This is a genomic window from Corynebacterium durum (assembly GCF_030408675.1).
Taxonomy (GTDB): Bacteria; Actinomycetota; Actinomycetes; order Mycobacteriales; family Mycobacteriaceae; genus Corynebacterium; species Corynebacterium durum.
Genome location: NZ_CP047200.1, coordinates 316,799 through 341,087 on the forward strand (window position 1 = coordinate 316,799; position 24,289 = coordinate 341,087).

The 24,289-nt window shown below is 60.0% G+C and carries 20 protein-coding genes; 10 read left to right on the forward strand and 10 right to left on the reverse strand.

The features are described from left to right. The first annotated feature begins 11 nt into the window (after positions 1–11). Positions 12–884: a hypothetical protein gene (locus tag CDUR_RS01405; protein ID WP_179418710.1), complete on the forward strand. Its 873-nt coding sequence runs from the start codon at positions 12–14 to the stop codon at positions 882–884. 379 nt (positions 885–1,263) lie between these two features. Here the strand turns inward: CDUR_RS01405 and CDUR_RS01410 are convergent, their stop codons facing one another. Further along, a complete protein-coding gene (locus CDUR_RS01410; RefSeq protein ID WP_179418711.1) occupies positions 1,264–10,383 on the reverse strand; it encodes a type I polyketide synthase in 9,120 nt (3,039 codons plus the stop codon). Between the two features lie 216 nt (positions 10,384–10,599). Continuing rightward, positions 10,600–11,289 carry a TetR/AcrR family transcriptional regulator gene (locus CDUR_RS01415; RefSeq protein ID WP_273113396.1) on the reverse strand — a complete coding sequence of 230 codons (690 nt, stop codon included), beginning with the start codon at positions 11,287–11,289 and terminating at the stop codon, positions 10,600–10,602. A gap of 56 nt (positions 11,290–11,345) precedes the next feature. Here CDUR_RS01415 and deoC point away from each other — a divergent pair, with 56 nt between their 5' ends. Next, the gene (deoC, locus tag CDUR_RS01420; protein ID WP_179418712.1) at positions 11,346–12,032 is read left to right on the forward strand and encodes a deoxyribose-phosphate aldolase; all 687 of its coding nucleotides are present in this window, start codon (positions 11,346–11,348) and stop codon (positions 12,030–12,032) included. Here the strand turns inward: deoC and CDUR_RS01425 are convergent. The 4 genes from CDUR_RS01425 to CDUR_RS01440 form a co-directional block, all read right to left on the reverse strand. Continuing rightward, positions 11,917–12,411, reverse strand: coding sequence for a hypothetical protein (locus CDUR_RS01425; protein ID WP_179418713.1), 495 nt, complete (start codon positions 12,409–12,411; stop codon positions 11,917–11,919). The two genes, deoC and CDUR_RS01425, sit on opposite strands and share 116 nt — an antisense overlap. Positions 12,412–12,517: 106 nt before the next feature. After that, positions 12,518–13,282, reverse strand: a complete 765-nt coding sequence (locus CDUR_RS01430; protein WP_179418714.1) for an LmeA family phospholipid-binding protein — start codon at positions 13,280–13,282, stop codon at positions 12,518–12,520. A gap of 42 nt (positions 13,283–13,324) precedes the next feature. Continuing rightward, complete coding sequence (locus CDUR_RS01435) at positions 13,325–14,182, reverse strand: class I SAM-dependent methyltransferase (RefSeq protein ID WP_179418715.1); 858 nt, start codon at positions 14,180–14,182, stop codon at positions 13,325–13,327. A gap of 9 nt (positions 14,183–14,191) precedes the next feature. Continuing rightward, entirely contained in the window at positions 14,192–14,695 is a 504-nt protein-coding gene (locus tag CDUR_RS01440) for a DUF2505 domain-containing protein (protein WP_179418716.1), read from the reverse strand. A 23-nt stretch (positions 14,696–14,718) separates the two neighbouring features. Here CDUR_RS01440 and CDUR_RS01445 point away from each other — a divergent pair, with 23 nt between their 5' ends. Together CDUR_RS01445 and CDUR_RS01450 are read left to right on the forward strand one after the other, a co-directional pair. Then, positions 14,719–15,852, forward strand: a complete 1,134-nt coding sequence (locus tag CDUR_RS01445) for a UDP-N-acetylmuramate dehydrogenase (RefSeq protein ID WP_179418717.1) — start codon at positions 14,719–14,721, stop codon at positions 15,850–15,852. Between the two features lie 397 nt (positions 15,853–16,249). Then, positions 16,250–16,699, forward strand: a complete 450-nt coding sequence (locus tag CDUR_RS01450; RefSeq protein WP_179418718.1) for a hypothetical protein — start codon at positions 16,250–16,252, stop codon at positions 16,697–16,699. Between the two features lie 41 nt (positions 16,700–16,740). Here CDUR_RS01450 and CDUR_RS01455 read toward each other — a convergent pair whose 3' ends face one another. Further along, on the reverse strand, positions 16,741–17,286 hold the full coding sequence (locus CDUR_RS01455) for a hypothetical protein (RefSeq protein WP_179418719.1): 546 nt from the start codon (positions 17,284–17,286) through the stop codon (positions 16,741–16,743). A 76-nt stretch (positions 17,287–17,362) separates the two neighbouring features. Here CDUR_RS01455 and CDUR_RS01460 point away from each other — a divergent pair, with 76 nt between their 5' ends. The 4 genes from CDUR_RS01460 to CDUR_RS01475 all read left to right on the forward strand — a co-directional run bounded on the left by CDUR_RS01460 (position 17,363) and on the right by CDUR_RS01475 (position 20,760). Next, positions 17,363–18,277 carry an ABC transporter ATP-binding protein gene (locus tag CDUR_RS01460; RefSeq protein WP_233452976.1) on the forward strand — a complete coding sequence of 305 codons (915 nt, stop codon included), beginning with the start codon at positions 17,363–17,365 and terminating at the stop codon, positions 18,275–18,277. After that, positions 18,277–18,996: an ABC transporter permease gene (locus CDUR_RS01465; RefSeq protein WP_179418721.1), complete on the forward strand. Its 720-nt coding sequence runs from the start codon at positions 18,277–18,279 to the stop codon at positions 18,994–18,996. Before CDUR_RS01460 ends, CDUR_RS01465 begins: the two co-directional genes overlap by 1 nt. Before the next feature lie 8 nt (positions 18,997–19,004). Further along, the gene (locus tag CDUR_RS01470) at positions 19,005–19,757 is read left to right on the forward strand and encodes an ABC transporter permease (RefSeq protein ID WP_179418722.1); all 753 of its coding nucleotides are present in this window, start codon (positions 19,005–19,007) and stop codon (positions 19,755–19,757) included. A gap of 217 nt (positions 19,758–19,974) precedes the next feature. After that, on the forward strand, positions 19,975–20,760 hold the full coding sequence (locus CDUR_RS01475; protein ID WP_179418723.1) for a hypothetical protein: 786 nt from the start codon (positions 19,975–19,977) through the stop codon (positions 20,758–20,760). Here CDUR_RS01475 and CDUR_RS01480 read toward each other — a convergent pair. Further along, entirely contained in the window at positions 20,714–21,487 is a 774-nt protein-coding gene (locus tag CDUR_RS01480) for an alpha/beta fold hydrolase (protein WP_179418724.1), read from the reverse strand. The genes CDUR_RS01475 and CDUR_RS01480 overlap by 47 nt on opposite strands. Positions 21,488–21,529: 42 nt before the next feature. Between CDUR_RS01480 and CDUR_RS01485 the strand changes: the two genes are divergently transcribed. Next, complete coding sequence (locus CDUR_RS01485) at positions 21,530–21,916, forward strand: MerR family transcriptional regulator (protein WP_179418725.1); 387 nt, start codon at positions 21,530–21,532, stop codon at positions 21,914–21,916. A gap of 7 nt (positions 21,917–21,923) precedes the next feature. Here CDUR_RS01485 and CDUR_RS01490 read toward each other — a convergent pair whose 3' ends face one another. Further along, entirely contained in the window at positions 21,924–22,268 is a 345-nt protein-coding gene (locus CDUR_RS01490) for a hypothetical protein (protein WP_179418726.1), read from the reverse strand. Positions 22,269–22,278: 10 nt separating this feature from the next. Further along, the gene (locus tag CDUR_RS01495; protein ID WP_179418727.1) at positions 22,279–22,959 is read right to left on the reverse strand and encodes a hypothetical protein; all 681 of its coding nucleotides are present in this window, start codon (positions 22,957–22,959) and stop codon (positions 22,279–22,281) included. A 447-nt stretch (positions 22,960–23,406) separates the two neighbouring features. On the opposite strand from CDUR_RS01495, the gene CDUR_RS01500 reads away from it, so the two are divergent. Continuing rightward, positions 23,407–24,288 carry a YwqG family protein gene (locus CDUR_RS01500; RefSeq protein ID WP_290208013.1) on the forward strand — a complete coding sequence of 294 codons (882 nt, stop codon included), beginning with the start codon at positions 23,407–23,409 and terminating at the stop codon, positions 24,286–24,288. The last annotated feature ends 1 nt before the right edge of the window (position 24,289 follow it).

The following is a 24,289-nucleotide window of genomic DNA, read 5'->3' on the forward strand; positions in this document are numbered from 1 at the left end:
GAGGGGGATGTATGAAGCTTGTATTTTCGCGCGACTGTGATGACGCGGGGCGTCGTGCACTCAGCCGAGGGGTGCTTTCTGGGACGCACCTGCGTTTGGCCCTGGGAGTCTATGTGGAGCGGGACGGCTTTAATGAGCTGCCGCCGTGGGAACAACACCGGCTACGAGCACTTGCCCTTGGGGCTAGCGGGACGCGAGTCATTGCTGGTGTCTCGGCCGCGTTGCTGTGGGGGATGTGGGTGAGGGTTGGGCGAGATGATCCGGTGGAATACGCTATGAACAGGGGAAGCAAAGACGTTGGGGGCGGTCGGCGGCTTAGGGCGTTGCTCGGGGAAAGCAGCTATGTGGATGGGAAAATAGCCAAAGTAGCTACCATCCCACGTGTGCTCTTGGATCTGGCCAGGTACCACAGCTTTGAAGACTGCTTTATGGCCGCGAGCTGGGTGATGGCGCACGACGCATACCCGCTCGCTGAACTGCGGGAAGCGGCTCTTAGCGATGAAACCCTTACGCGGGTGCTTGATCTTGTTGACCCCTATGTTGAATCAGCCGCCGAGGCGTACTTCCTGGCGCAAGTGCGCAAAGATGGGGTGATCGATGTGCAGCCGCAGGTCACAGTGGCTGATTCCCGTCTGGCTACGCGGCGGCCAGACTTTCAGATCAGGCGGACACGGATTGTGATTGAAATATCTGGCCTGGGTAAATACGGGGAGACTGCCGAAGAGCAACAGTTTAACGTGGAACGTGCTACCAATCGTTATGATCGTTTGGTCACTGCCGGATACACCATCTGGGCGTACTCCGCCAAGGATGTGTTCTCTGGGTTTGCCTACAGGGATGTGCTGCGGCGGTACAAGGAAATGCGAGAGCGGGAGTCAATGTGAGCGCTGGGACTGGCGGTGCTCGTACCTGATCCGGTCGAGGAAAGCGAAAATGTCCCAGGATCCACCATTTTTAAGAATTTGGTGGATCCTGGGACAAAAACAGGGGATTGGTGTCCCAAAAACCATCAACTAACCGGAAAATGGTGGATCTTGGGACAAACCGCAGTTCAGCCCAACAAGGCGGGGGATACAGAGGGGTAGCTGGCGCAAAGACCCGTCGCAAAGACCTAGCGTGACAGCAAAGCAGACAAGAACCCGCTGCACCCGCCGCAAAGAAAGCCCCAGCCACACAACGTGTGACCAGGGCTTTTCGGGCGACTAGCAACTGGAAACTAGCAGCCAGCCCGGCCGGAACCGGCGAAACCAGCCCGGCCAGAATCTACGCCGACGGGTAGATTCCGTCTTCGCCGAGGCGGGCGTTGGGGTCGAGAAGCAGGGCGATTTCTGCTTCGTGTGCTCCGACGGCGGGGAAGCGGCGTCCGTCGATCACGCTGAAGAGTTCAACGTGTCCGACCATGCCTTCCTCGAGGCGTCGGGCACCGGCGGCCAACCGCGCATTAGCGGATGCTCGCCATTCGTCCGCAGAGTAGCCAGAGGCGTCAAGTGCAGCTTCGAACACACCGGGGTGTGCAAGCACCACCACAGCGGACACGTGGCCGAAGCCCAGCGAGGTGAGCACGCCTGCCTTCACTGCGCCGGCACCCAGAGAGAGGGGAGCGCGTAGCCAGACCAGGGGCTTGGCCAGCGGCTCGATGGCAGGGTCAACGCAGTCGAGGGATGCGTTTTGCGGCAGGTTGCCGGTGGCCAGGATGTGGCAGAGTCCTGCGGTTTGGAAGAGCGCAGCGCCACCCTTGGCGTGTCCGGTGAGGGTCTTCTGGGAGACCACGAACAGCGGGTTTCCGGCGTCGCGTCCCAGGGCATTCCACAGCAGGCTGTGGAGTTCGGACTCGTTGGGGTCGTTGGCGTTGGTGGACGTGTCGTGCTTGCTCACTACGCGCACGTCGTCGGGGGTGAGGCCAAGACCGTTCAACGAGCGGGCCAACGCGGAGTTGGTTCCTCCTCGTCCGGCGGCAAGTGCACCGAGTCCCGGAGCAGGGATGGAGGTGTGGATGCCGTCGGCGTAGGACTGTGCGTGGGCAACCACAGCGTAGACAGGCAGTCCGAGCTTGGCGGCGACGTCACCACGCGCGAGGAGGACGGTGCCTCCGCCTTCGGCTTCGACGAAGCCTGCACGGCGGCGGTCGTTGGCGCGTGAGTAGAAACGCTCGTTGATGCCCTTGGCCGCGAGTGCTGCGGATTCGGCGGTGGCGTTCATGTCGCCGAATCCGGTGAGGGATTCGACGCTGATGTCGTCAATACCGCCGGTGACCACGAAGTCGGCTTTGCCGAGCTTGATCTTGTCCACGCCTTCTTCCAGGGACACGGCTGCGGTGGCGCAGGCACCGACGGGGTGGATCATGGATCCGTAGCCGCCGACGAGGGACTGCATGACGTGTGCGGCCACCACGTTGGGCAGGGCTTCCTGCAGGATGTCGCTGGGTCGTTCTTCGCCGAGGAATCGGGTGACGAAGACCTTGTGCAGGGATTCCATGCCACCAATACCGGTGCCCTGGGTGGAGGCGACATCGGCCGGGTGGACGATGCGGAGCAGTTCGGCGGGGGTGAAGCCTGCGCTGAGGAACGCATCAACGGCGGTGACAAGGTTCCACACGGCGATGCGGTCGAGACCTTCGATCATGGTGCCGGGGATGCCCCAGTTGGCGGGGTTGAAGTCGGTGGGCAGCTGACCACCAACAACGCGGCTGAGGGTGGCTTTGCGCGGGATGCGCGCCTGGGCGCCACGCTTCTTGTGCACCAACCATTCGCCGTCTTCGGTGGGGCTGATGCTGGTGGTTGCCGGGTCGGCGTCCACGTAGTCCTGGGCTTCTTCCTCGGTGGCCACGGTGAAGGAGATATCGCGGTCGAGGTAGACGGTGGCTACGTCGATGGAGCCTTCGTCAACCAGGGTGTAGTCGTCCACGAAGCGGCGGATACCGGCGCGGGCAACCACTTCGTCGCGGAAGCGGTCGTAGATGTCTTCCTCGGCGACGGCTTCGCCGGAGGCGTCGTACCAGCCGGGTGTGGGGTCGTCGGACCAGTTGACCAGGCCGGTCATCCAGGCGAGTTCCAGCACACCGGCGGCGGTGAGGTCAACGTCGCCGTCGCGTTGGATGCCGTATTCCGCGAGGGTGCGGGTGCGGCCGGAGCCCCAGGAGGAGACTTCGCCCAGGCCGACAATAACCACCATGTCTTCCAGCGGCGTGGTGACTTTACCCAGGTCAATGCCGCCTGCCTGTTTCGGTGCGGCGGGGGAGGGCAGCGCGTTGATGGTGACGGGCTTCTCTTCGGCCTCTGCACTGTCTGAAGTCAGGTCCAGCGATGCGGCCAGTTCCGGCAGGGACACGTTGGCGTCGGCGAGCCCACCGGTGAAGTCCGCATCCAGGGGTGCTTCGGCTGCCTCGGTGCGTGCCGACGGTGTGCACAGTCCCAGGAGTTCCTCAGAGATTTCGTCGGGTGTGTACACGTGGATGCCGTGCTTCTGCACCAGCGGCACCAGCGGGTCGTTGCCACCCATCAGGTTAGTACCAGCCACCCAGCCGATGCGGGCCTGGGCGAGGGACACGTAGTCCGGCCAGACGCTTTCAGCGGTCCATTTCGCCAGGATGGCATCGAAGGCTGCCTTGACTTCGCCGTAGGCGCCGTCGCCGCCGAAGGTGCCGCGGTTCGGGGAACCGGGCAGCACCACGTGCACGCGGGAACCAACGCCTCGGGAGGCAAGATCTGCGACACCAGCGATGGTGCGTTCCACGCTCCACAGCAGCAGGCGTGCCTGGTTTTCTGCGGCGGGGCCGGCATCGGCCAGGCTGCCGGACACGCGGGGTGCGGCGAAGGGGAATACCAAGGTGGGGGTCAACGCAGGCTTGGTGACCTTCACGTCTTTACCCACAGTGACTTTCTGCTCGGTGCCAATCCACTCCACCAGGGAATCCACGTCACGGAAGGAGGACATGTTGGCGGGCACCAGCCACAGCTTCGCGTGGGCGGAAGCGTTGTTGGCGTAGAGGGTGCGGGCGTATTCCTTGCGGGCATCGTTGACGTTGGAGGCCGTCATGATGACGGTTGCGCCGCCTGCCAGCAGTTTCTCTACCAACGCACCGGCGATGGAGCCGGGGGCTGCGCCGGTGACCAGGGCAACATCCTCGACCCACGGCTCGGTGGGCTCTTGGGTGGCAATCTCGGACACCGAGGTAAGGGTCTGAGCCAGTTTCTTGTCGGAGGTCTGTCCAGCCCACCATGCGGCCTGTTTTGCTACAACCTCACCGGTTCCGGCGAAACGCTGCACGGCAATGTCGGCGCCGTTTGCTAGGCGGGCGAGGTCTTCGCGGGCGCTGGCCCAGCGGTCGTCGAAAAGCACGGCGCGCTGTTCGTCGAAGGTGGGGGTGACCATCTTGAACCATTGCGGATCCAGCTCGGCCTCCACCGCGTCGATGAGGGCGGTGTCGGAGGTTTCGGGTTCCGCAGGTTCGGGGGTGAGGTGCCCCAGCTGGTCCAGGATGGTGCGCGCCGTAGCAGCGAGCACACCTTCCGGGCCGGTGACGGTATCGGCGTAGGCATCCAGAGCAGCAGAATCAACCACGCCGCCGCCACCGGCAGCATCACCGCTCCCCAGGGAGACGGACACGCCGTGTGCGGCAGCGACGTTGGTCACTGCGGCGTCGATAAGCGCATCCAGGGCAGCCTTGGAGGAGGGATTGTCGGAGGGCAGGGTACCGGCATCGCCGCCGCGCACGGACTCGCCGTCGCGGGTGCCCAGCACCAGCTCGGCCTCCACGTGCACCGCCCACGACTCAGGCAGGCCCCAAGCGCCGGTCACGCGGTCACGAATGTAGGCGGGCTTTTGCGACGCCTGGCCGGTCAGGGTACGCAGGCGACCGCGCACAACCTCCGACAGCACCGGGCCGAACGCACGGTAGCCGGGGGCGGCGGTGGCCACGCGGGCCTTCAGCGTATCGACGTCCGCCTCTGCCGCACCGTCAATGGTGGGCACACCCAGCTCGGTGGACATGTCCATGAGCAGCTGGTTACGGCGGGAGGATACGCCATTGGTGAGGGTTTCTGTGGTGTCGCTACCCGCGATCTGGTCCAGGCGCACCTTGTTCTGCACCGCAAACAGGAACATGATCGCATCCGCAGCGGTAAACGGCAGCTCACCAGCGGGAGAGCCACCCGTCGGTGCGGCGGGAGCGGGTGCCGGAGCAGCCTCAGCGGCGGGTGCAGGCTCAGCGGGTGCCTCGGCCGGAACTGCCTCAGCAGGTGTTTCCTCGGCCTCGGGGGCGGCTTCCTCCACCACCGGAGCGGACTTTGGATCGGCCAGGTTCACGGCATCCGCGTCGCGCTCGACGTTGAACACGCGCACCGATGCGCCAGCGTTCTCCGCAAGATCCAGGGTGCGGGCGGCCAGGTTGGCCAGCGTGGGTGCAGAGGCCAAACCAACCTCCACAATGTGCTCCACCTTCGCCTCGTTGATCAGTAGATCCTGCGTCTCAATCCAGCGGACCGGGGAGGCGAACTGCCAGCTCAACAGCTCAATCATGAGCACGCGGGCAAGCTTGGCGGGGGAGCCGGTGGCCTGGCGTTCAAACTCGCCGCTATCCAGCAGTTTCTTCAGCGGTTCGGAGGGAACAACATCCAGAATTGCTTCGGCGAAGTCGCGGGTCAGCTCGAAGGGGCGAGCCACCAGGTTCGGCACGTAGCGGTCGACCAGGGCGTCCACATCCAGTTCTTCTGGCAGCAGTGAATCCAGCTTGGCGGCAAACGCCGGGACTCCGGGGCGCAGAACGCGGGAGTGGAAGGGCACGTCAATGCCGGGGATTTCCACGTAGGCGCGCTTTCCGCCGCGCTCCTGGGCGTCCGCAGCCAGGGCCTTCAGGCCGGCGACCGTGCCGGCCACGGCATACTGCTGGCCAGCCACGTTGAAGTTCACAATCTCCAGGAACTCCCCGGTGCGCTCGGCGATGTCAGCAACGTAGTTCACGACTTCCGCGTCACTCAGCCCGAACATATTGGGGCGCAGCGCGCCCAGGCGGTAGTTGGAGCGTCCAGCGGCATCGCGCTCAACCAGGGAGTGCATGGCGGAGCCGCGGGAGAACACGATGTCGATCACGGCTTCCAGGTCGAAGATGTTGGCCAGCGAGGCCAGTGCCGTGTACTCGCCCAGGGAGTGTCCCGCGTAGAGGGAGCCGGGCACAATGGTGCCTGCTTCGCGGAGGCGTTCGGTTTGGCCGTAGGCCACCACGGCCAGAGCCACCTGCGTGAACTGCGTCAGGTACAGCACGCCCTTGGGGTGGCGGAACACGGTTTCGCCCACGCGCAGGACGGTCGGGTTCTCGTCCACGATCTGCACGATGGAGAATCCGAGTTCGTTGCGGGTGTGGGAATCGGCGCGCTCCCACACAGCGCGGGCAGCAGCGGAGGCGGAACGGTCGCCCGAAGCCATGCCGGGGCTTTGGATGCCCTGGCCCGGGTACACGTAGGCGGTGGTGGGCGGTGCAAGCAGCGCCTGGCCGCGGGACACCACGTTGCCGTCCACGCGGCAGGTAACCTCCACGGCAGAGATGGCGCCGCGGGCGGAGCGGCCGATGCGTTCGACGGTGATGTCCACGGCGTCGTTAAGCTGCACCATGCCGAACATGGAGTAGGTCCAGCTGATGAGACGGGAGGGGCGCTTACCAGCGGTAGCCAGGTGCTGCGCGGTGGCCGACAGCCACATGCCGTGCACCAGGGGAGCCTCCAGGCCCACGAGACGGGCGGCGTTGGTGGAGGTGTGGATCGGGTTGTAGTCGCCGGACACCATAGCAAATGGGGTCATGTCGGCGGGCGCGGTGACCACGGCGCGGCGCAGGAAGTGGCGCGGAGTGTCCACAATCTCTACGTCGACTCCACCCCAGTTGGGTGCCAGCGACGGTGCCTGAGTGCTGGTCACGCGGCCGCGGATGGCAAAACGCTCCACAAGCCGGGCGACAACCTCACCCTCGGAGGTGAGAGTCAGGTTGACGGTGACAATGCGTCCCGATGCGGATTCCTCCAGCGGGGAGGTTTGGGCCTCCACCTGGATGGTGCGGGAATTGGCCAGCTCCTCCAGCGGAACCAGCAGCTCCACGCAGTGATCTAGGTGCACGGCATTGAGCAGGCCCTCAATCACCGGATAGCCGTCGGGCAGGTACGCAGAACCCAGGGCGGCGTAGATGGCGGGCCAGCAGGGACCCACCAGCGCATCGGCGGTGCCTGCGTTTAGTGCCTCCCCATCCAGGTCGCCCAACGGAATGCCCGCGCCCGACACGGCGGTGTGCTGCGTGAGCAGGGTTGCGGGCAGGGTGAAGGAATCCCGCACCACGCCAAACGTGGTGCCTTCCTTAGGCTCCACCGTGGGCAGGGAATCAATGCTGTCGCCCGCAGCGGAGGTGGAACCCACGCCCGCGACGGCGGCCAGCAGGCCATACACGGCGTCCGGCAGGGCGTCGTGATCCACCACTGGGGATGCGCCCGTGGCCGTGGCCCCGGACAACGCCACCGGAATATCCACCTGGGTGACCACATAGGGCTTCTTCGCGCCGGGGTCCAGGTCGTCCCACACGGAATCGGCCAGCACGCGGATGGTCCACACGTCGCTGGTGGGATCGGTGGGGGCGATGATGTCCACGGCCTCCGGTGCCAGCGCATACGCCGGGTTATCAATCAAATGGCCATGCCACACAATATGCGGTGCGGTGCGCAGCAGCTCCTCGCCGTCGGCGACCTCGCCCAGGCGGGCAAACACCTTCGCGGGTGTGCTGTTCGCACTGAGGGTGTCTGTGCATGCCTGCTCAAAACGACCCAGCAGATCAGCCACCGGCTCGTCGATACGATCAATACCGGCCACCGACACCGGGCCCGGGATCACGCGCACAGCATCAGCGGAGTAGCGCTCGTCCTGAGACTGCCACAGGGTATCCAAGCCCCACCAGCGTGCCAGGTCCGCATCAATGGCGGGCACCCACGGCATCGGCTTGTGGTGCTTGCGGCACAGGCCAATAAACCACGCAGCGTCGCGGGCACCCACCTTCAGCTCGCGGGCCTGCGGGTACTCCGACAGCAGCTTCTCGACGGCCGCCGGACCATCCTCCGCATCCTCCAGGGTGGGGAACAAAGTGACCACCGGGCCGTGATCCACATCCGACAGGCGGGCCTCCACACGGTGCAGCAGATCAAAGAAGCGATCCGGCCAGGTCGGGTCCGTCCAGGGGTACGCCAAATCCACAAAACGCTGCAGCCACTCGGCGTAGGTCATCTCCTCCAGATCACCGAAATACGGCTTCGCCGTCTTATTCAGCGCGGCAATAATCTCATCGCGCCGGGCAGCCACGGCCTCGTCGCTGGGCTCAATGGAGGAAATCAGGCGGGAACACGCGGCGGAGGCGTTATCCACCTCGTACATGTCCGCGTGCAGGTGCGATAGGCCGGAGGTCACGCCACCACGGGACTCGCCGCGGCCGACCCAGCCGCCGCGATCGTTGGGATCCACACCAGGGGTGTCCTTGAGCAGCTTCTTGACCTGCGGAGACGTCTTTGCCTCCTTGGCGGTCATGGCTGCGGTGCCCACCAAAATGCCGTCCACGGGCATGGCGGGGGCGTGGTACTGGGTAGCCCAGGAACCCGTCAGGTATTCCGCGGCCTTCTCCGGGGTGCCAATGCCACCGCCCACACACAGCACCACGTTCGGCTGAAGGCGGATTTCGCCGTAGGTGGCCAGCAACAGGTCATCCAGGTTCACCCAGGAATGGTGGCCGCCAGCGTGGCCGTCCTCCACCTGCATGATGATCATGGCATCTGGGTTGTCCTTGGCGATCTCCAAGACAGAACGAATCTGCTCCACGGTGCCCGGCTTGAAGCTGATGTAGGGGAAGCCATCCTCGTGCAGGCTCTGGATCAGCTCCTTAGCTTCCTCCAACTCGGGGATACCGGCGGACACGGTCACGCCGTTGATGGAGGTGCCTGCGGCGCGGGCGCGCGAAACAATACGCTGCGCGCCAAACTGCAGGTTCCACATGTAGCGGTCGAAGAACATGGAGTTGAACTGCGCTGCGCGGCCCGGTTGCAGCTGGGCCACCAAGCCGTCACGATTCTTGGTGAACACTTCCTCCGAATACTGGCCACCACCGGCCAACTCGGCCCAGAAACCAGCGTTAGCGGCTGCTGCGACAATATCCGGGTCCACGGTGGTGGGGGTCATGCCCGCCAGCAGGATCGGGGAGTAGCCGGTCAGGCGGCTAAACGCGGTGACAACCTTCACGCTGCCGTCCGGCAACTCCACCAGCTTCGGGGCGAACCGCTCCCAGGTGTCCTCCTGCGGGATGGTGGTACCGGGAGTGACCAGCTTGTCGCGATCTGCAGCGGTACCAGCGGCAACGAGGGTGATGCCGCGGCCGTCGAGAAGCTTGGCGGTGATGCGGGCCAGGCCGTGACCCGGCTCGGTGTTTAGCACATGGGTGATCTCGGTGCTGGTGGTCAGCGCCGACAACTCTGCGGGCCAATCGTGGTGCTTGACCAGAATGTCTTCGGCAAGGGCCTGGGCGGATACCGTCAAACCAAGCGCGGAGGCCCACTCGGCGGCGCGGTCCGCACCGGGCTGCATTGCCGTGAAGTGGAACGGCGCGGAAACCTTGAGTTCGTTGAACAGCGGCTCCACCCGAGTACCGCCCGAACGCTTATCATCCAGCTCCGCGTTATGCTTCTCCGCAGCCTGCTCAATCAGGCTCTCCACCTGGCGCAATGCCGCAGGCGCACCCGCAATCACAAAATGCGTGTGGCCATTACGCAGCGCCAATTCCGTGTCCTTAACCTGCGCAATGGCGCCCTCAACAGCCTCGCGCGGCACATTACGGACACTCAACATCCAGGAATCCCCCGCGTGCGTGCCCAATTCCTGCGCGCGCAGGGTGGCAGCAGTGCCCATCAGCAGGGCAAACGCCACCACATCCACCAGCGCAGTGTTCTCCTCCACGGCCTTACCGCTGGTGTCCGCCGCGATGGCCTCCGCTGCGGCCACGCCCAGGCTGCCCTGGGAATGCCCGATGAGTGCGGCCTTTGAAACATCCAAACCAGCATCCTGAAGATGCAACACAGCCGCAACCTGCGACAACACAATCCCAGGCACACTCACCGCAGGAAGCGTATCCACATCGACTGACAGGGAGGCATCCGGATTGGTGATCAAATCCTTCAACCGGGCATCCGCGCCGGGCACGGCGCTGGCGCGCTCCCGTGCGTAGGCGGCGACGCGACGCTCAGCGGCATTCAGTAGCGACAACAGTCGAGGATCCTCAGCACCCCGGAGAGCCTCCTGCCAGGGAGACGCTTGCCCCGCGAACAACAACGCGGGGCTTTCAAAGGCATGCAAAGGAAGCAAAGACGGCAAGTTCACGCAAACTCCTCATGTGTGACAAACGTGTTTTCCCGAATGCTAACAAGGCTTACTTTCAGCGTCGAATACATAAATGTATCGTCCCTGCTTGGTTAATAAAAACTCATGTGTGCAGGTGGTGCTTGGTGCGGGGTTGGTAGTCGTTATTTTCCATCGTCCCTGCTTGTGTGCTTAACGACGCCCCCCCACGTCCCCGATGTTGCAGCCCCCGCAGCATTACACCATTGGCTTGGAACATGCAAATAATAAAGTAAGGATCATGTCCACAATATCGTCGGCTTCAAGCATTGTGCCGCGCGGTTCAAAAGTGTCATTATCATTAATAAGTTCTGTTTTCCAGGCGGAAACTCCCGTAACCCGCAATGCAATGCCAATAACCGCCTGCGCCACCGCCTCTGGGCGGCGATCTAAGGTGCGGCCGACCTCGTTCACAATAAGCTCCAAAACCTGAGCGACACGCAACACAAAATCACGGTTGATTTCCCGGAACTGCAGTGCCCACTCCGGTTCCCGCGCCGCCCGCGACAGCAGCTCATTGTGCAGGATGAAAAACTCCCTGTTCAGACCTAGTTCTACCTGTGCGCTGCCCAGGAACTCGGCGACCTTCACTTCCGGCTGGCCGCCGGGCTGTGTTGAGGGCTGTGCTGCCCAGCGTTCCACGATTTCGTCGAGGCGTTCAATAATCCGGGCGTAAGCGTCCCGCGCCACGTGGGTGAAAAGTTCCTCTTTGGTGGCGTAGTTGGAATAGAAGGCACCCCTGGTCAGCCCGGCTTCTTTGCAGATGCGCTGTTGTGTACAGCCCTCAATGCCGGAGTTAATCATGACAATGCGGGCGGCCTCTACTAGGCGTTGTTGTGTTTCTGAACGCTCCCTCATTGGCCCACCGCTTCCCGTATTGTGCTGCACCCTGGATACTGTACGAGTGCCATTGTGCCAGAAAAAGGCGGCTATTCTTGAGCCTTATGGATCTGGACCGAGCCACACAACCCAGCCGCGAACAACTCGCCCGCATCATGGACTACACCCTGCTCTCGCCCGAAGCCACCGCTGCCGATGTGGGGCACCTGATCGATAGCGCCATCTCTCTCGGAGTGGGTGCCATCTGCGTATCCCCGTCTCTGCTGCATGCCACGGAGAAAGCCGCCCAGGCTGGCCTGACGGTGGCCACTGTCTGTGGGTTCCCGTCCGGCAAGCATCATGTGCTGGTGAAGGCGGCAGAGGCCCGGCTGGCGGTGCAGTTCGGGGCGTCGGAAATTGATATGGTGGTGGATATTGCCGCAGCTCAGGCGGGGGACAGCAATGCCCTCATCTCTGAAATCGCTACCGTGCGCGAGGCTGTGCCGCACCCGGTGGTGCTGAAGGTCATTTTGGAATCGGTGGTGCTCAGTAACGACGCCCTGGCTACCGCCTGCCGCGCTGCACTTGCCGCCGGTGCCGACTACGTGAAAACCTCCACTGGGTTCCACCCTGCGGGCGGGGCTTCAGTGGAAGCAGTACGCGTGATGAATGACGCCGTGGGCGGGCAGATGGGTATCAAGGCTTCTGGTGGAATACGTACCTGGGATGATGCGCAAGCGTTGGTAGCTGCCGGTGCGACCCGTCTTGGAGTGTCAGCAGCAGCAAAGGTTCTTGATGGCGCTCCTGATTAAACCAGTGCAGCATCAGGGATGTGCCCGAGGAATACAGCATTCCAAAGCCGCAGCCGCTTAAGAAGAAACCCGGGTGTGCGGTGATGGGTTGGGTGCTGTCGGCCATCATGACCCACTGGCTCACCACAAACAGCACCATGCCGCAATACATGAGAATCAGGTTGGCTTTCCTGCTGCGTGGCCCGAAAAACAGCGTGGATACAAGCGCGATGGGCACCACGAGCACCGTAATGCCGCTGCCCCAGGTTGACAGCAGCGGGTACAGAACATGAGACTGCCCGTCGGGTCTTGTTCCTGCGATGCCCACCCAGTACATGCCGATACCCGCAGCTAGTAATACTATTTCTGGGATCAGGTAGCGGAATGAAAAAGATCTCACACAGCTCAGCCCCTTTGGCGCATGTAAGAAAAAGATAACGATTTATTAATGTGTATCTTATCTGCGTATTAGGGCAGGGGCAAACTGGGCAGGCTGAAGGCCGGGGCTACTTCTGCTGTGAGTTATCGCTAATCTCGCTGAAATTGACGTTCGTGCCGGTCAGGCGCAGGGCAACTGCCTTATCTTCCACCGACACGCTCTCCACGTTCAGCCCCCCGGCCATCTTGCTGGCGCTCTCCCGCAGACTATTAGTAATGGCTTCCGACATCTCCTTGGGCAGCTCCACCCCAAACAAAGCGGCCCGTTCCGCCTGGAACTGCAGCTGTCCGTCCGCGGCACTGGGGCGCAGCGTCAGCGTGGCAGCACCGTCGGTGAACTCAACGCTCACAGTGCCGTCATTCGGGTGCGAGGTGATGCCGGTGACGCGCACAAGGCTTTGGATCAGCGCGCCCGCGTAGCCATTGTTGGTGTTGCCTGCTGCTTGTTCCGCTATTGCGGATTGCACCTGTGCGAGCATGAACTCGTCGGTCAGTCGGGTATCCAACAGCATGGACCCGGCGACGGGATTGTTGCGGTCCTTCAGGGAAAGATTGCGGATCTTCACCGTGGACGCGGGGCTGCCCGTCACGGTGGGGGCGCTGTTGGTGCCGTCGGGGTAGTCGATCTTCAATGTGGACGGCAGGTCCATGTCCACATGCTTCACATTCCCCGTGACCAGCGTGGCCACAACCGGGTAGGCCCCGAAGCTGACGCTGGCCCCCTCACCCGAATCGGCTTTCAATTGCTGGGACACATACCACCGGGTACCACCCTCGGCGATACCGGCTATAAGGAGGAAAGCAACAACAAGACCAACAAGTAACTTTTTCACCCAATCTAGTTTTCCTGAATCTTCAGCAACGCGCTACTCGCACTACACCTGATCGCCACTCACAAAAGACCACGGTACGGTGAGCAGGTTGTCGCGGACTCGGCGGCGAATCGGGGTGAGGGGCACCGAGGCGTCGATAAGCAGGCGGCGCGCCTCCCGCCAGCGGATGCGCGGACCGTAGGTGGCCCAGGCGGCGGCGCGGTCCCAAGCGTCGTCGGCCATGCGCAACAGGTCGTAGATGGGTTCGCCGGGGACGTTTCGGTGAATAAGGGCCTTAGGGAGCCGTTCGGCCAGGTCAGAGGGGCGGGCGGTGTGATTCGGATCCCAAGCTAGCGTGAGGGACTGCGGGCCGTCCGCGTCCAATAGCACCCAGGAGCAGCGGCGGCCCAGCTCGTCGCAGGTGCCTTCCACAAACAGCCCGCCGGGGGCGAGTCGGGAACACACCAGCTGCCAGGCGTCGTGAACCTGGGAGACATCGTACTGACGCAGTACATTAAACGCCCGCACCAGATTCGGGCGGTGGCCCGCCAGCTCAAACCCGCCCACGGCAAAGTGCACGCCGTCGCGGGGTGGCAGCACACGGGCGGGATCAATCTCCAGGCCGAGCACGGAGACATCGGCACGCAGGTGGCGCAGCCAGATGGCCCACTCGCAGGTGGTGGTGTGTGAGGCACCGTACCCCACATCAATGGCCAGGGGAGTGTCTTGGATGGAGGCATGCGAAAGGCACCGCTGCACCGTGGGATGATGAACCATCCAGCGGTCGCAGCGGCGCAATCGATTCACATTCGTTGTGCCGCGTGTGATCACACCCACCGGGCGGGTGCTTCGAGTAGCCTGCCGACGAGTGCGTTGGTGATCTCCGAACGTGGCACGCAGATTATGGGCGTGATCAGCCACAAACGTGTGTTAGAGGTTTTCCGAAATCCACTTCTCGGTCAGAGCGGCCTCGTTGGCCACCAGTTCGCTGAGGGCTTCGGCAACCTTCGGCTCAATCGCGGGGCCCATGAACGGAATGGTCACGTTCACTTCGTTGGCGTAGGACAGGGTGGTGGACGCATCGTCGCCGGACAGCTCAATATCGCCCTTGAAATCCACCGGGGCACCCTTCACGTCTGCGGTGTAGGACGCCTTCGCGGCACTGTCGGCTAGCGCGCCAATGGTGTACACGCGCTTAATCTTCAACGACTGGCTGATCATCGCACGCACAGCCTCGGGAAGCAGCTCCATCGGCATGATCTCGTACAGCACAACCTCAGCGCCGCCGTCAGTGCTGGTGATCTCATGAACCTCGCCGGGTTCCGTGCTCAGATTCGCCACATTGTAGGCCCAGTAGTCAGCATTCGTCAGGGCCTCATGCACCTTTGCAGGCGGAAAATTGATAGTTACAGAAGTTTCGGTACGCGTTGCCATGTGTACAGACTACCGTTAAAGGTGTGTCCGACCTATTAGTAACCCAAAAACTATCCAGCATCCCCGGTGCCACTATCGACACCGTCACCCAGTTCGCCGACCTCACCACCCTGCACCTTGGGGGGCAGCCACGCGCCGTTGTGCGGTGTGCATCCACGCAGGCAGTCATAGACGTCGTATCGCTTCTCGACGCCCACCAGGTGTCGCTGCTCATTATCGGTGGCGGGTCCAACCTCGTTATTGCCGATGGTCCCGTTGACGTGGTTGCCGTCGTCCTAGAATGCGACAACATTCACATCGACCCCGACAGCGGGATTTTGCGCACAGAAGCCGGTGCCGTCTGGGATTCCGTGGTCGCTGCTGCTGTGGACGCGGGGCTCGGCGGCATCGAATGCCTCTCCGGCATTCCCGGCTCCGCGGGTGCCACGCCCGTGCAAAACGTTGGTGCCTACGGGGCGGAAATCTCCGACGTGCTCACTCACGTTCGACTGTGGGATCGTTCGGCGGGCGAAGATGTGTGGGTGCCCGCTTCTGAGCTGGATTTGAGTTACCGACACTCCAACCTCAAACACACCTCCAGGGCGGTTGTGTTGGAGATCGAACTCGCTTTAAGTGTGGACGGGCTATCTGCACCTCTGCGATTCGGTGAGCTTGCGCGGACATTGGGGGTTTCGGGTTCTGAGGGTTCTGGGGCTTCTGGGGCGCGGCGACCGGTGGAGGAGGTGCGCGAGGCGGTACTAGAACTACGCAGAGGAAAAGGCATGGTCTACGACCCGTCCGACCACGACACCTGGTCAGCTGGGTCCTTCTTTACCAACCCGATTGTTTCTGCGGTGTTGGCTGAAAAAGTCCGCGCCGTGGCCACCGAGCTGCGCGGGGCCGATGATGCCGAACGCATGCCATGCTTCGACGTAGGTGACGACCAGCGCAAACTCTCCGCAGCCTGGCTCATTGACCGCGCCGGGTTCACCAAAGGGCATCCTGGTGAGGGGGCCGCTGCTCGGCTGTCGACCAAACATACTTTGGCGTTAACGAACCGCGGCAACGCCACCACCGCCGACCTTGTAGCGTTGGCGCGCGAAGTCCGCGATGGGGTCCTTGATGTTTTTGGGGTCGAGCTCGTGCCGGAACCCGTGTGGGTGGGGGTGGAGTTGTAGGTTTTGGGTTGGTGCGTCAGGTAGGTCCATTGCTGGGCTCGGAAAAGGGGTGTTTTCGGACCTGGCGGTGGACCTTTCTTCATGCAAATGTTTGCACTAACGTTGTTCAGGGGTTTGGGAGTTGTGGCGCTCTATCAAACTGCCGTTTTTGCAGGGATTTTTGGCGGTTTGGTAGATCACGAGTAGCTATCTGGTTGTGGCGCTCTATCAAATGTTCACGTCCTGGTGCTTTTTTGCGGGCTGTGACCGGTCAAAAATGATTGAACAGCGCTAATGGAAAAGTATGTATATCTCCAGGTTCGAAAAAGCCGGTTTTCCGCCTGGGGATATGCATACCTGAGAGGTTGGTTTTGTGAGATGTCGTATCGGCGGCAATGCGCCGCAATGGTGTGAACATATGGGGAATGAGCTGGAAGGTTTGTTGTTTTATGGCAGCTTTCAGCACCCCTATCAGCTAGAAACACAGGTGTCGGTATTCTTCAACGGCGATCCCGACGAACTGCTGCAACGCAGAATCTACCCAGATTGTGCCGTACGAGTGTTCACCCATGAACCGTCTGCAGAAGGCTCTGATACGCGCTTCACCTGCGACTATCTGAACCTCACTTCCATTGAATCAGGCGATGAAGAGGGGTTGATCATTGTGGGCCAACCCGAGATGATCCAGGAGGAAGAGTATTACACAGACGCTCTTGATCGCGACGGCTGGGAATTTCTCATGCAAATCGATGAGGCAGGCTACCCAGACGATCTTGCAACAACATACCCGTTTTTCTATGGATCATTGTATTTGTACTGGAAGCCAGAGAGTGGCGAGGTCACCGCTGGCTATTGGCAGTGTTCCTAGCCTCCCCAATCTCAACCGCCGGATATCCAATCTCTTCCAGATCAGCGGCGAGTTGGTCCCAGTCGTCGAAGTCTGGGGAGAGGGCGAGCGACCATGTCGCGGGTGAGGGGTGTGAAGTCGTAGATCAGTGAGGCCACCACAGTGGCTGCGCGTGTGTAGTTGAGGCTGTCGTCAAAGTAGTCTTCGGCGTCGTCAAGATAGCTATCCCGTCCGTCAGCGATGAGTCGGAGCCAGTCGGGTGCGTCGGTGGTGGGGTTCCCACACCAATCACCACCGTTTCCTACGCGCCACCAGTATGAGGTGGTCCCGAGGGTCGCTACGGGTTCTCCAAGGAAGAATTTCTCAAAAGCACCTGGAATGACTTCAACGAGCTGGTCCTCCATGCTGAACAGGTTGATGGCCATGCTCTCATCCTGGAAGAGGATAAGCAGGGAGTCGCCCTGCCCATCTCGTCCTTCCAATACTTGTTCGCCGTCATCCCAGTTGGGGTTCCACGAGTATCGACGCCCCTCCCACTCAGGCGATGCGATAGCGTCCAGCACCGCGATGGCCTGGCATCGGCGTCGACAAGCGGTGAATGGATTCATCAGCCTGGGGTATGACCTGGGGTTTCAGTCTCCAGGGTGATGAGCTGCAGGGGTGTTACCAGCGATGATAAAAGACATGAGCACGCATGAGATGAATGTGATCCGAACGCTGGGGCTGACTAAACGGTTCGGTAAGGAAACTGTGGTGGATTCGCTGGAGCTGCAGGTTCCGAGCGGGGTCGTATACGGCTTTCTAGGACCGAATGGGTCTGGCAAGTCCACCACCATGAAAATGCTGCTGGGGTTGATGGAACCGTCGGCGGGTGAGGTGTACCTGTTCGGGCAGCGTCTGAACCATTCGAACCGTGCGCGGTTGCTGCGCACCATCGGGTCGATGATTGAGGCACCTCCCGGATATGGGCATCTAACTGGCTGGGAGAATATGTGCGTTGTGGAGTCGATGCTGGGCCTGGAGCGGCGCAACATCGAGCAGGCGCTGGAGACGGTGCACCTGACGGCGCACAAAGACAAGCTGGTTAAAAACTATTCCTTAGGCATGAAGCAACGGTTGGGAATCGCCATGGCGCTGGCCCGGAATCCGAAGCTGCTGATCCTGGATGAGCCAGCGAACGGCCTTGACCCGGCAGGCATCGAGGAGGTGCGCGAACTGCTGATTGAGTTAGCAGCCCAAGGTATCACCGTAATGGTGTCCAGCCACCTGCTGGACGAGGTGGATAAAACCGCGACGATGCTGGGCATTATTGACCGGGGTCGGCTGATTTTCCAGGGAAGCCGTGAAGAACTGCTGGGGCAGAGCATTCCCGACCTCATCCTAGAGACTGAGGCGGAGAGGATTCCAGAGCTGCTGACCCTGCCGAATGCCCGGCAACTCACCGACACTACCGTGGCCGTTCCTAATCTGAGCAGGGAGAATGTTGCGTGGCTGTTGGGGCAAATGGCTGCGCTCAATGTGCCGATCTTTGAGGCGCGGCGCGCCCAACAATCCCTGGAAGAAGTCTTTATGGACCTCACAGTGCAGGGGAGTTTGTAATGATACTGCTGGAAGTGAAAAAGCTGCGCAGAATGCGCATGGGTTTGCTGATCTTCGCGATTATGGCGGCGGTGATCCTGATGAGTGTGGCGCAAATTCTGGGAAAAGCATCGGGCATAGGTTTCGTTGAACTCTTGACCATGGTGGGCATGGTGCAGGCGCTGCTATCCCCGATTTTTGTGAGCCTTGTTGCCACGAGACTGGTGGAAATAGAGCATGAGGGAAACGGATGGCAGGTTGCAGGAACAGCGGGAATTCCGCGCGGAAAACTCTGCGCCACCAAAGCCATACTGACTGGCATTATCACAACAGTGATTGTTGCGATAGAATTCGCGGCCGTTATTGGTATTGGATTCCTTCGGCTCGGGTCTGTGGATTTTGAAGCGACATATTGGCTGGGCTATGCCGTGTGCCTGATGGTGGTCAATGTTTCTTTGGGGCTCCTCCATGTCATTCTTGCCGCATATGTGGATAATCAGCTGGTCAACCTGGGTGTCGGCGTGCTGGGGGCGTTTGTGGCGGTGTTTTCGCTACTGCTGCCCGGTGTTGTTGTCAGGTTTATTCCCTGGGGCTATTATGCCGTGAGCATGCATGCAACCTTCACCCCGGCCGGGGCGGAATACATTATGCCGAATTACTTCTGGATCATCGGATTCTGTGTTGTATCTATGACGGTGTTTGGAATGGGTGTTTATAAACTGAATCGCATGGAAAGGTAACTAAGGCAATGCTGCGTGCAGAAATTATTAAACTCAAGCGCTCAAGCCTGTGGGTTATAGCTGTGATCCTGCCGCTACTGGCGGTAACTACCGGCAGTCTGAACTATTGGGGCAACAGGGGAGTGCTTAACCAAGCGTGGGCATCTCTCTTTGGTCAAGTATTCCTCTTCTATGGAATGTTCTATTTATCCATGGGGGTGGGGTTGCTTGCAGCAGCCGCCTGGAGAATGGAACACCAGGGCACAAACTGGAATCTCCTACGTACTAACACGAGTAATGCATTATCGCTCATTTTGTGCAAAATCGTGGTGATCATTATTCCCGTGGCGTTTATGCAGATTATTCTGCTGGCCGGAACGTGGATAGTGGGGCTGTTCATCGTGGATAACGGCACGGCCGATGCGGGGCAACCACCAGTAATGTACCTGGTTGCGGGCCTTTTGGCTGTGTTGGTGGCCGTTCCGCTGGTTGCTCTGCAATCCCTGCTCTCCGGACTGCTCAGATCCTTTGCCATGCCGGTGGTGATCTGCTTCCTCGGGTGCGTCGTTGGAACCATCGGGGCAATGGCTCCCATGCCCATTGGCATCATCGGGTATGTGATGCCTCAAGGTATTGTTACCCGCACGCTCAGCATCGGATCCGTCTCCATCGGCGACGGCAGCGGCCTGGAAACCGCAGGTCCCTTACTGTTGTGTGCTGCGGTTATCACCGCCATTGTGGTGGCGGTTTCCCCGAAATTCATCAAGATGCACAGCACGTAGGTGCTTATCGATGCCCCTCCTCCCGCACCATTGTTTGTTATGGAGTGGTGAGGGGGTGGGGCGTCGTGGAGCGGAGGCTGGCAGGGGTGGAAACGCACTGTGATTGAGGTAGCTAAAGATGAGATCTTGCCCTCACAGGTGACATGTGTCATGTATGCTGCTTGTGGATAAAAATTTGCTGGGCAAACTACTATTGGCGCTTCTGAGGGGTGTGGTGATGACAACTCAATACACGACCAACCGGTTGGTGGCGGTATGCGCGCTGGTCACGGCGGGGTTATTCGCACTCAGCTCCTGTGCAGACGGCACCAACACTCTCGAAAGCGGAGACTCGGTGCGCGGTGCCGCTGCGGTCGCATCGCAGAACGCCTCCCCTGAAAGCGCCCCCACCTCAGCACCCAGCCCCAGCGCAGACCCTGCTTCGGCGGGCGCCCCCGTCAACCCCGCGCTGAACCATGGGGCTGTGGCCTGGGAATTCCCCTGGCAAGCACTTGGCTGGCAGGCCACTGACATCAACGAGCCGGGCGTGCTCCAACTAGCCAACGCACACGGCTGCAGATTCACCGCTACCCAGCACCTCTTCAAAGCAACCATGCAGGCCACCGACCAGCAGGAAACCCAGGTGCAGGCCAACCTGTGGATTAAAACGTTTAAGAAAAATACCGTCAACCCTATCTCCAACACAGAACCCGCCACGGATATTCGGCGCTTCAGCGGTCTTCCGGGTGAACCCAACCCGCCTGTTGGTGCACAGGGTGTTCCCGGCGATCCAGTGGACATGCTGCGGGTGAACACTGACTACGCCACTCCCGACGGTGCTACCCATCGCTCAAGCGCGTGGCTGAGGGTATTTGCCAATGAGCGCACGCCGGTGGTGGTGACCCTCAACTATGCATGCCCATCGGCATCATATTCGCCGATTGACTTGCAAGAACTCATTGAGGCCACCACTCTGGCTAACGTTGAGCATCCACAGATGCTAGAAAACTCTGCACGCCCTTAGCAATGCGGCGAGATTCTTCGGGCGTGGGTACATGGCCGGCCTCGGGGAATTCCACGATGTGGCTGTTCGGGAGTAGGCGTGCCAGCTCACGCGTCGATTCCGGCAATACAATACGGTCCTGGCCAGCAACAATCACCAGCACTGGGACTGTGATGTGGGGGAGGAGCTGAGTGACATCTGCCGTGGCCACGGCCTCCATCTGCGGCACATGCCCCTGAGCTGCGGGATTGAGTTGCGCAGTGAGCTGTTCTACCTGCGTGTTCGGTTCAGTGGTTTCGCCCAGCACCGCCGGGGACTGCGCCAACATCAGCAGGTGTGCCAGATCCTTGTAGCGGCCTTCCTGCGCCAACGATGCATAGAGGCTGCTAAATAGCGTGGCCTGGGCATCCGCACGGGGAAAACCAGCGAGAAGGATGAGGGCGGTGACAGCATCAGGGCGTCGATAAGCGGCAGTGATGGCGACGGTTGTGCCCAGGGAATATCCAAAAACGGGAAACCTGAAATAACCGAGTTCGAGTGCGGAGTTGATGAGCTTATCGGCCTGTTCTTCGATGCTCAGGGGTGCATTATCGGCGGGTGTGTCGCCGCTTCCTGGGTCGTTATGCCCGAAGAGATGAAACTCGTCCCGCAGGGCATGCGCAATGTCTGCGAAATTATCGTCTATGGCGCCGCCCGCGCCGTGCGCCAACGCAATGGGGCGCGTGTTGTGTCGATTGAAGTGGATCATGGTGCGGATGCTAAACCCTGACACTGATGTTAGGGTCAAGTTATGGATAACCAGGAACTTCTGATCGGCCAGCTGGCCAGCGCCACCGGGGTATCCGTGCGATCACTGCGGCACTACGAAAAACGTGGGCTTATTACCTCCACCCGAATGAGCAACGGATATCGGCGTTTCAGCCCCGCCACTATTAACACTGTCACCCGCATTACTATGCTTCTCGACGCCGGGTTTTCCCTCCGCGCCGCGGCCATTATTCTGCCTTGCTTTGAACTTGACGACGAAGGTAGCGTTCGGGTGGGAATGTGCCCCGATGTTGCGCGGGAAGTACGGGCATCATTGCGGGACATTAGCCGCCAAGCGAAAAAGCTCAAAGCGCGGCGTGAGGCCATTATTAAACTGGCTGAATCAGGCGTGGGGGAATCTTTGGACTAGCTGAGTGCTACTTTCCATAGCGCAGGACATATGCGATATACACGAGTGTGGCAATAAGAGCTAAAAGGCGGGTTATATTGCTGGGAACGGCCCAACACGATACCGCCATAATAGCCATGAAGATGAGTGCGCGAACGAAGTTGTTCGGATGGGTGGTGCGGTGGGAATGACGGAATGCAATCCACACACATAACGCGGTTTCCGCAGCATAGCCGCATAAAAGAAACATATCAGTACCGGACAGGGGCCGACTTGTTATGTTAAGCCCATCCGTGGTGATGATGGTGAAACCGGTGAACAGGATTTCCGCAACGGGAAGTTTCTGTTGTACGTCCTGATGCGTGTGTGTCATGGGTAGAATCCTACATGTTCAATTGCGAACTTTCGATGTTCATCAACTTTGTCTGCTCCAGCATACCCTTTAACTCTTCCTCGGAAAACGACGACGTTGGGGTTGCATACGTTAACGATACAAAGCCAGGTTTTGTGCCTTGGGTAAACGCACGAATCCACACAACCGCACGATAATTCTGGCCATCTGCGCCAACATACTCGGCATCGGTGCGCATCATCTGCACCGGTTGACCCGACGCTGTAATCTCCGTCGAATCGGCGGTTTTGTGCTGCATGCCTGTTGTTTTTGCCTGAATATCCTGAATCCACCTATCCGTCTGTTCTTGGGTTGCGGCGCGATCCCCAGGAGCCGGTGGGGAGGGGTACACGCTTTGTGTTGCTGTGTACTGCCCACCTTTGTCATTGGTCAACTGCATGGCACCAGGCTGATCTAACTGACCGAGCGTCCACCCGGAAACAACGCTGGGGAACTGCCATACCGCAGCGCCCCCAGCCATGCTTTGATCCACCGACAGATCTGCTTCCTTTGTCTCTGATGAGGACGCTGCGGCGGATGATGATGACTGCGCGTGTGAACTGTTATCAACATCGTTGCCGCTCTGGTTTCCGCACGCAGCCAGCGAAATTGCTCCCATTGCTAGGAGAGCGCACACCGATAACGGGCGCGCTGTGGAACGTCGGGTATTCATAGGCCTGCTCCTCATGATGAAACTAGATTTACCGCTGAAAATATCGTACAGGAGCTGACTTCTTGGCGGAAGGGATTAATTGTATTTGTGTCGAAAATGTAACTTTTGTGGCGATATGAAATTGTGATACATTTGTGATGTTAAGGTGCGCATGTGCAGGCAGGGGTATGTTTTTGGTGGCGGAAAATGTGTGGGCATTGTAATCTTGTTATCAGAATTGGCACTGTGTGTAACTTTTTAGGATGGCTGAGAATTTTTGTTACTAGTTTGTTATGGACAATATTATTTCTGCAGAAATATCTAGAAGGCTTTTAGTTGTCTAGTCGACAGGATTAGATGCCAACAACCTTCAGTAATCATTTTCGGAAACCTCCAGGTAGCGGCGTTGAAAAGCGATCTGTGGCATAGTGGTCAGGAAGTATGTGTGATAACCGGAGGAGTTGTACGGTGGGCAAGATTCTTGATCAGGCACGTAGGGTGATGTCGCTGCTGAACGAGCGTGATCGCAGTTGGGTGATTCGTATCACTCCTATGATTGCGTCGGGGCCGCTGCCAGTGACTTCCTCGAAGTTTGGGGGAGTGCCCTACCTTCCGGAAGGTGTGGACGTGCCCACCAACGCCGATGGTGATCCGCTGGGTATGATCGCGCAGATTAACTGCGCTGAACTGCCAGACAATGATATTTATCCGAAAACCGGGATCCTGCAGTTCTGGTTGGACCCGACGGATGATCTGTACGGTGCGAATTACGATAATCCCATCGCGCAGGACAATAATCGCGTCATGTATTACCCAGAAATTGGTACGCCCAATTCCGTTGTGGGACTTGCCCAGGTTGATCAGCAGAAGGGTGAATTGCCTGTCTATTGGCCTATTTCGCCATTGGATATGGAGTTGGCCCTCAGCTTTGAGGCTATTCAGCAAGGCGAGGCAGTTCTGGCCGAGGATTTTTTTGATGCGTTTGTGAATCAGTGGAATAGTCTGTACCCCGATCAAACCATTGAGGAATTGGATGAACTCGATGATTTGAGTGATGAACCCGTCACGGATTTCTTCGACGATTTTGCAGAGTTCCATAAAATCGGCGGGAAGCCAATTTTTGTTCAAGGCGATCCACGTGATTTTAGGGACGACCTTAAAAACTACACCGCCAACTTGCTGACTATGGTTTCTGAAGTCTTTCGTGATCCGCAGGCGGGGTCGTGTTCCCACCCGTACCTTGCGGAGATTATGTGGGGAGATCTGGGCACAGCCAACTGGCTGATCACGCCCGAGCAGCTGGCAGCCTGCGATTTCAGTCAGGTGCTTTTCGAATGGGCATGTGGCTAGC

Bases quoted from the DNA above. Each gene is read 5' to 3' on its own strand.
- CDUR_RS01485 (WP_179418725.1), top strand. From the start codon at position 21,530: ATGGATAACCAGGAACTTCTGATCGGCCAGCTGGCCAGCGCCACCGGG.
- CDUR_RS01465 (WP_179418721.1), top strand. From the start codon at position 18,277: ATGATACTGCTGGAAGTGAAAAAGCTGCGCAGAATGCGCATGGGTTTG.
- CDUR_RS01495 (WP_179418727.1), bottom strand. From the start codon at position 22,959: ATGAATACCCGACGTTCCACAGCGCGCCCGTTATCGGTGTGCGCTCTC.
- CDUR_RS01440 (WP_179418716.1), bottom strand. From the start codon at position 14,695: ATGGCAACGCGTACCGAAACTTCTGTAACTATCAATTTTCCGCCTGCA.
- CDUR_RS01455 (WP_179418719.1), bottom strand. From the start codon at position 17,286: ATGAATCCATTCACCGCTTGTCGACGCCGATGCCAGGCCATCGCGGTG.
- CDUR_RS01470 (WP_179418722.1), top strand. From the start codon at position 19,005: ATGCTGCGTGCAGAAATTATTAAACTCAAGCGCTCAAGCCTGTGGGTT.
- CDUR_RS01405 (WP_179418710.1), top strand. From the start codon at position 12: ATGAAGCTTGTATTTTCGCGCGACTGTGATGACGCGGGGCGTCGTGCA.
- CDUR_RS01480 (WP_179418724.1), bottom strand. From the start codon at position 21,487: ATGATCCACTTCAATCGACACAACACGCGCCCCATTGCGTTGGCGCAC.
- CDUR_RS01490 (WP_179418726.1), bottom strand. From the start codon at position 22,268: ATGACACACACGCATCAGGACGTACAACAGAAACTTCCCGTTGCGGAA.
- CDUR_RS01450 (WP_179418718.1), top strand. From the start codon at position 16,250: ATGGGGAATGAGCTGGAAGGTTTGTTGTTTTATGGCAGCTTTCAGCAC.
- CDUR_RS01475 (WP_179418723.1), top strand. From the start codon at position 19,975: ATGACAACTCAATACACGACCAACCGGTTGGTGGCGGTATGCGCGCTG.
- deoC (WP_179418712.1), top strand. From the start codon at position 11,346: ATGGATCTGGACCGAGCCACACAACCCAGCCGCGAACAACTCGCCCGC.
- CDUR_RS01460 (WP_233452976.1), top strand. From the start codon at position 17,363: ATGAGCACGCATGAGATGAATGTGATCCGAACGCTGGGGCTGACTAAA.